Source organism: Paraburkholderia sp., from assembly GCF_035501035.1.
GTDB lineage: Bacteria > Pseudomonadota > Gammaproteobacteria > Burkholderiales > Burkholderiaceae > Paraburkholderia.
Genome location: NZ_DATJWR010000465.1, coordinates 1 through 6,567, shown reverse-complemented (window position 1 = coordinate 6,567; position 6,567 = coordinate 1). Strand labels below are relative to the sequence as shown.

The 6,567-nt window shown below is 60.2% G+C and carries 7 protein-coding genes and 1 pseudogene; 6 read left to right on the top strand and 2 right to left on the bottom strand.

The genetic code is table 11. The features are described 5' to 3' along the window. Positions 1-1,395: hypothetical protein (locus VMJ11_RS32390; protein WP_325625124.1), on the top strand; the 1,395-nt coding region annotated here is incomplete at its 5' end. Positions 1,396-1,776: 381 nt separating this feature from the next. On the opposite strand, the gene VMJ11_RS34585 is transcribed toward VMJ11_RS32390, so the two are convergent. After that, positions 1,777-1,929 carry a hypothetical protein gene (locus VMJ11_RS34585; RefSeq protein ID WP_414694549.1) on the bottom strand — a complete coding sequence of 51 codons (153 nt, stop codon included), beginning with the start codon at positions 1,927-1,929 and terminating at the stop codon, positions 1,777-1,779. Between the two features lie 13 nt (positions 1,930-1,942). On the opposite strand from VMJ11_RS34585, the pseudogene VMJ11_RS34580 reads away from it, so the two are divergent. From VMJ11_RS34580 to VMJ11_RS32370, 5 genes and pseudogenes are all read left to right on the top strand, one after another. Further along, positions 1,943-2,153, top strand: a pseudogene (locus tag VMJ11_RS34580) (IS21 family transposase); the annotation flags it as partial. Positions 2,154-2,500: 347 nt separating this feature from the next. Continuing rightward, positions 2,501-3,379, top strand: a complete 879-nt coding sequence (locus VMJ11_RS32385; RefSeq protein ID WP_325625122.1) for a sulfurtransferase — start codon at positions 2,501-2,503, stop codon at positions 3,377-3,379. Between the two features lie 56 nt (positions 3,380-3,435). Then, positions 3,436-3,945 carry a DUF1269 domain-containing protein gene (locus VMJ11_RS32380; RefSeq protein WP_325625126.1) on the top strand — a complete coding sequence of 170 codons (510 nt, stop codon included), beginning with the start codon at positions 3,436-3,438 and terminating at the stop codon, positions 3,943-3,945. A gap of 207 nt (positions 3,946-4,152) precedes the next feature. Beyond that, entirely contained in the window at positions 4,153-5,385 is a 1,233-nt protein-coding gene (locus VMJ11_RS32375) for a molybdopterin-dependent oxidoreductase (protein WP_325625121.1), read from the top strand. A 10-nt stretch (positions 5,386-5,395) separates the two neighbouring features. After that, positions 5,396-5,731: a cytochrome c gene (locus VMJ11_RS32370; protein WP_325625119.1), complete on the top strand. Its 336-nt coding sequence runs from the start codon at positions 5,396-5,398 to the stop codon at positions 5,729-5,731. A gap of 193 nt (positions 5,732-5,924) precedes the next feature. Here VMJ11_RS32370 and VMJ11_RS32365 read toward each other — a convergent pair whose 3' ends face one another. Further along, positions 5,925-6,203, bottom strand: a complete 279-nt coding sequence (locus VMJ11_RS32365) for a hypothetical protein (protein WP_325625127.1) — start codon at positions 6,201-6,203, stop codon at positions 5,925-5,927. Positions 6,204-6,567: the final 364 nt, after the last annotated feature.

Sequence of the window (6,567 nt, the reverse complement as noted above, 5' to 3'; positions counted from 1 at the left end):
TACAACCGGGTTTCCGTCGCCCAGCGGACAACGTATACGACGCGTGTGGCATGGACATGCGAGGTCGAGTCTGCGTGGTCGCGGCTCGCGAAATTCCAGTTGCTCAACCGCCTGAACTGGACACAACTCGGCGAGGCCCTGGCGGTTCTGCCAGCAATCAATACAGGCGAGGGCGTTGACCTCCGCGCGGCGGATGCCTTCAGGCTCACCGACCTGGCCGACACCCTGCACATCGGATTGCACGACCTTGAAAATTCGTTTTGTACTGCGAATCGTGTTGATGCCTTGCTCGACGCGGCGAGCCCATCGCTGCGCTTCTGCCTGACCTGCGCTTCGGCGGGTTTTCATGCAACGCTCTTTCAGTTCACCGCGTTCCGGCGCTGCCCCATTCACGGATGCGCGCTGTGCGAGGCCTGCGCCGGTTGCGGGCAGCCGCTCGCGTACCGTCTCCACGCAGGGCTCGTACGCCATCCGTATGCCTGCCCGGCCTGCGGTCGCTCCCTGCTCGCTTCGGCCCCGCTTCGCCGCCTGCGCGCGAACACCGGAATCGACACTACAGGGCTGGATCGTCTGCGCGCATGGCACGACTACTTCTTCCGGTATGCACAGTTGCTCGCCCCAGGCAGGAGGCGAAAGCGAGACGCTGCCGGGCACTATCTTCCCGCCGAGGATATCCAGGCGTGCTCGGATATTCCCCGTCGTCTCGCGTTTATCGGCGAGCTGGAGCGGCACCTTCGCCGTCCACCAGAGCTGCCCCGCGTCGATTCCGTGCCCCGCGCCAGAGCACAAAGCGCGGGAGCCTCTCGTCCGTCAGTGTGCCCGCCGGCCCACTGCGCCTGGGCACCCGAATGGCCGCACGTCGATCACACATGCATCATGTTGTGCAGCGCTTACAGGAAGATCCGGAATAATCGCGTGCGCCGTCTGGCGCGTTCAATCCGGCCCGTTCGGCCAGAGGCCGGCACCGTTCGCCATTCGCCCGAATTCGGCTTGATGCTGTGCGACGGGCTTACCTCTGCGCAGGCGATTGCCCTGCTTGGATGGCGCCTGTCCTGGGAGCGGCGCTTCAGTATTCAGACACTCACGCGCTGCCAGCGAGATTATCCACCTTTTGGATTGCTGGAATGGCTGGCCTTCATGCCGGCTCATTTGCCGCCGACAGTCGACCCGCAGGGCTGGCTGCATCGCCATTTCGTTCACGCGCTGGGTCAAACCTGGAACGCGTGGTGTGCAATCGCATCCGGGATGCAGGAAAGCGGCTGCTACGTCGTTTCACCGCTGCTTTTCCCCACGCGCCTGCTCTGGCTGGATTTTCCCGATGACGGGCATGCCCGGGAGGTTGTAAGTCCCGACACGCGTGTAGTCCCGCATAATGAAATGACAAATAATACCTGACCTGCTTCCGGTATCCATTCGATTCACGCCCCAAATGAGGGGCTCCGCCTCAATCGTTCCTTGAAGCAACCGTTGCCGGGATAGTGTTTGGTCGAACGCAGCCCCACAATGCGGATATTTGCGCTACGCATCGGTTAGCCGAACAACCGACCACCGATGTGCCCTGGAGGCAGACCTGCTCTTGAGCTCGGAACAAATACTCGTATCCGAATCTGGGCCATTATCCGCCGATGAACGACATATCGACTTTTGTCCGGCCGCTCCTGGCTCTTGTCGTTCCGCGCATCTCTGCGTAGCGGTCTGCCCCTGGCGTCCACAGATTGGCGGCGATCCGTCGCAACTCATCGTCTGAAGGACCGCTACGCATCGCGGCCCGTATGTCTAACCCATGTGATGCAACAGGCAGGTAAACAGCTGACCGTTTGCCGACAGCCAGAGCCGCAGCCGCGTGCAGTTGCGACAGAATGGCTGCGTGACGCTCGAAATGACGCCGAATTCCCCCCCGCCCGTCGAAGTAACGGATTCTTTAAGAATAAGGGCTCAGCGCATGTCTGGAACCCGCATCACCGACCAACAGGTTCGCCTGTACATGAACAAGCGCAAACACCATCCGCAGGAAGTCGGGGCCGCCAGGGCAGGAGTAAGCGTGCGCAGCGTGCCGCATCGAGCGTGACGCGACGTTGCCATCCCAGAAGCCGCGGCGCTCCCGGCACACGCGTCTCGATCCGTTTGCTGATGTCTGGGTAGGTCGCCTGGTATCGAAGAAATCACGATAGGTCGACTATATCAGTAGGGATTGACATGTATCAGTCACGCCGCCGTGTTTCTCCCATGTGATTATGTTGACGCAAGTCAACGACGGAATCGGGCTGCAATGTAGGCTGATTCCAACGGTTAGCGAGAGCCGCGGACAGTGCAACAGGCTCGTTCCCCGCGTTGCAAAACTGCAGCGCCGTAACGGCACCAAGCATTTCCAGTGCATTCACCCGCTTGTAGAGCAAGCTCCGAGATCGTGCAGTGGCGCGCCCACACGCGGGCCTCTCACCAAAATAGTTGTGAAGAAACGAGTTTCACATCCGGAGGCGTTTAACCGATGAGGGAAGCCATGAGCGAACACGTCCTGATTTCGCCGAGCGAATTGTCCGAACTGCTGACATCAGGGTCGGTAGTGCTGATCGATACGCGCGATGCAGCAAACTACGCCGAGGCTCATCTGCCGGGCGCCGTGAACATTCACGAAATCTTTACGTATCTCGCGACGTCGACGCCACAAGGCCTGGCGGAGTTGCGTGAGAAGTTCTCCAAGGCGTTCGGCGACGCCGGCCTGTCAGGCAAGGAAACCGCGGTCATCTACGAGCAGTCGATGGCGACCGGATTCGGCCAGTCGTGCCGCGGTTATGTGCTCCTGCGGTACCTCGGCTATCCGCGGGACAAGATAAGGATTCTGCACGGCGGTTATATTGCCTGGCGTGCGGAGGGCTTGCCCAGCACGACCGAGGTGCCCCAATCCAGGCCAGCCGTGTTTCCCGTTGGTTCCGCCGCTGGCAGCATACTGGTGGACCTTGCGGCAATGAAGGCTGCGGTAGCCGACAAGGGAGTCGTCAAACTTGACGTTCGTGACGTGGACGAATGGATCGGCGAAAGTTCGTCTCCCTACGGCAAAGACTTTTGCCCCCGCAAGGGCAGGATTCCGGGTTCGGTGTGGATCGAGTGGTACCGTATGATGAAGCCGACACCAACGGGACAATTGTTCAAGTCGCGCGAGGAAATTCTCGCAGAGTGTGCATCGGTCGGTATTTCCCGGGAGACGCCTGTCATTGTCTTTTGCTTCAAGGGAGCGCGCGCCTCGAATACCTTTGTGGCGCTCGAGGAAGCAGGCCTTAAAGACGTAAGGCTTTATTTCGGGTCGTGGAACGAGTGGTCGCGTGACCCCTCCCTTCCCGTCGAGCAGGGGTTGCCATACAAGGAGCAGCCAACGGCTTAGTTGTCGGGTCATTCGCGAACTACATCTGGATACCTTATGGTGGAACGGAGTTCATGATGAGGCGCTTGTATTTCATTCTTCCCGATGTGGCGACAGCGGAAACGATCGTCGACGAGTTACTGCTCAGGCATATCGAGTGGCGACACATTCACGTCGTCGCAAACGACAACATCCCACTTGGGGCGCTGCCCGAGGCGAAGATCGCGCAAAGCAGCGATTTGCTGCCAGCACTTGAACGTGCGAGCGCAGCTGGCGCGATAACGGGCGCACTCGCCGGGCTAGCGGCCGTCGCCTTTCCGCCCGCTGGACTCACAATTGCCGGGGGTGCGGTCGTCGCGCTCACGTTGGCGGGAGCCGGGTTTGGTGCCTGGTTGGGGGCGTTGATCGGTGTAAGTGTGCCGAATTCCCGACTCGACCGCTTTCGGACGGCGATCAGGAAAGGCGATCTGCTGATGATGATCGACCTTCCCCATGAGCGCGTGGACGAGATCGAGCAACTAGTCCAGCTTCATCATCCCGGAGTGGATATCGAGGGGACGGATCCGACAATTCCCGTATTCCCCTGAGCATTTGCGCCACTACAACGTAGCAGCGGACCGCCGTCTCAACCAAGCCGCGCGCGTGCAGTTCCCTGGCAGTTCGAACGAAAAGTAAGGCCATCGGGTAACCCCTCGTAGAGCGTCGCAGTCGCGGTGCATATATTAATTCGGGTACGTGCGGAATCTGCCTGGCGCGAACAAAGCGCCGACCTGTTCGCGGACGCGGAGCAAGCGATGATCGACGGATACAACATCAGGCGTCGCCGGTGGCTACAGTCCTTGATGGCGGCAGGCGCTGGTTGCCTGACGTGGGGGCTGTCAGATGTTGCGAGAGCGGCGAATGCAGTAACCCTGCCCTTTGAAAACGGCCTGCGGGAATTGACTACGGCGTTTCCGCAAAAAGGCGAGATGCTTCTGGTCCGCAGCCGTCCACCGCTGCTGGAGACTCCATTCCCTGTTTTCGATCAGGGCGTTTTCACGCCCAACGATCAGTTCTTTGTGCGGTGGCACCTGGCCGGCATACCGACGAGCATCGACGCGCGCAGCTTCCGGGTCAGGGTTCATGGAGCGGTGCAGCACGAAGTCGCGCTCGGGCTTGCAGAGCTTTCCAGGGAGTTCGAGCACGTCGAGATCGCCGCCGTCAACCAGTGCGCGGGGAACTCGCGAGGATTCTTCAAACCGCGCGTTGCGGGCGGAGAGTGGGGTAATGGCGCGATGGGCAACGCGCGCTGGACCGGCGTGCGCCTCAAGGACATTCTGGACCGCGCGGGTGTAAAGGCGGGCGCGGTTCAGGTGCGCTTCAATGGGGCCGATGCAGGCGCGATTCCGGCTACACCCGACTTCGTCAAGACGCTTAGCGTTGATCATGCCCGCGATGGCGAAGTGATGGTGGCGTTCGCAATGAACGGCAAGCCGCTGCCACTTCTGAACGGGTTCCCGCTACGGTTGGTCGTCCCCGGGTGGTATTCGACTTACTGGGTGAAGATGCTCGACGACGTCGAGGTCATCGACACGCCGGATACCAATTTCTGGATGGCCAAGGCATATCAGATTCCAGACACGCCTCATGCGAATGTGTCACCGGGTCAGAGCGGGGTCAAGACCGTCCCGATCAACCGGATGGTGCCACGCTCATTCATCACGAACCTGAGCGACGGCGCTGTCGTGGATGTCGGCAGGCCGCAGGCTATACGCGGTATTGCGTTCGGGGGCGACGCCGGCGTCCGGGAGGTACATTTCTCAGCAGACAACGGGATGACATGGACGCCAGCGAAGCTTGGTCCGGATTACGGAAAATACAGCTTTCGTCGCTGGGAAGCGTCGTTCTTACCACGGCGTGCGGGTCAATTCGTGCTAAAGGTCAAGGCTGTCAACAACGACGGTGTTCAGCAGCCGGATACGCCGAACTGGAATCCCGGCGGCTACATGCGCAATGTGATTGAATCGATGACCGTCGTTGCGGCTTGAGGAGCGGATCATGAGGGCATGGGTTGCATGGATCACCATCTCTTTCGCAGGTACCGTCGCGACGGGCGCGCTAGCCGCCAAACCACCAGCCAGCGTTGCGGGGAACACCGCCCAGGTTTCTCTGCCCACGGGAAATCCTTTCCCGCAAGGCCCGGGATCGGATCTCGCAAACGCGCATTGCCTGATATGTCACTCCGCGGGTATGGTGATGCGTCAACCACCGCTGACGTTTGACGACTGGAAAGCCGAAGTGACCAAGATGCGTGCGGTCTACGGCGCTCCGCTTCCACCCGAAAGTATCGAAGATATTGCCCGCTATCTGGTTACCGTCAATGGGAAACCCTGACCCACGAGCGCGACGAGTTCGAGGCGAACGAACTCTAACGCAAGCGCTGTGTACGGTTACCCGATTGTGCTCGCGAAAAACTTGATAGCGGACCATGCGTCAGACGGCACCGAGGCCGCCGAGCAAGGCCCGCCTGCCAGTCGCGGTCAAGATCTGATGCCCACGTCGGCGAGATAGGAGCCCGCCTCAAAGGTCATGCGAAGGCTGAACTGCGCCGCCTCGCCTTGAGCGCTTCAACTTCCGTCTCACCGATACCACCGGTGAGGTAGCTGATGTGATTGCGCTCGACTGGTAAAAATGAAAGCCGTGTTTGCGCATCGCCTGTCGTTGCAAAGGCAGCAATGCCGGCGAGAAGGAAGGCGCCTGCGTAGTGGCGAGAAGCGGACATGCAGCACCCGATCACGTTGTGCTCACCAGCGATTGCGTGCCTGGCGGCAATGAAGACTGCGGTAGCCGACAAGAGAATCGTCAAACGCGACGGTCGTGACGTGGATGCATGGATCGGCGAAAGCTCATCACCCTACGGCAAAGACTTTTGCCCCCGCAAGGGCAGGATGATCCCTGGCTCGGTGTGGATCGAGTCTCTTGTGGCCTCGAGGAGGCGGGCTTTTAAGACGTAAGGCCCAGCCCTTTCAAGGTCTTTGTGCGTCAAACCTGGTAACCTGGCGACCTGTTCAAGGACGTCGGGTACGAAGGAATGTTTGACGAGGTGATGAAGCGTTTCGAGCAGCAGGCACCGGTATGCGTGATGGCACGCCTGGCACTGCAAAGAGCCATCGCGCCGCAGTGGGTTGATGAGGTGTTCGCCGAGCACCGGCAGCGTCAATATCCACGGG

What these genes read in the sequence shown, in the direction of transcription:
- VMJ11_RS32380 (WP_325625126.1), top strand. Translation starts at nt 3,436, where the DNA reads ATGAGGCGCTTGTATTTCATTCTTCCCGATGTGGCGACAGCGGAAACG.
- VMJ11_RS32370 (WP_325625119.1), top strand. Translation starts at nt 5,396, where the DNA reads ATGAGGGCATGGGTTGCATGGATCACCATCTCTTTCGCAGGTACCGTC.
- VMJ11_RS32375 (WP_325625121.1), top strand. Translation starts at nt 4,153, where the DNA reads ATGATCGACGGATACAACATCAGGCGTCGCCGGTGGCTACAGTCCTTG.
- VMJ11_RS32385 (WP_325625122.1), top strand. Translation starts at nt 2,501, where the DNA reads ATGAGCGAACACGTCCTGATTTCGCCGAGCGAATTGTCCGAACTGCTG.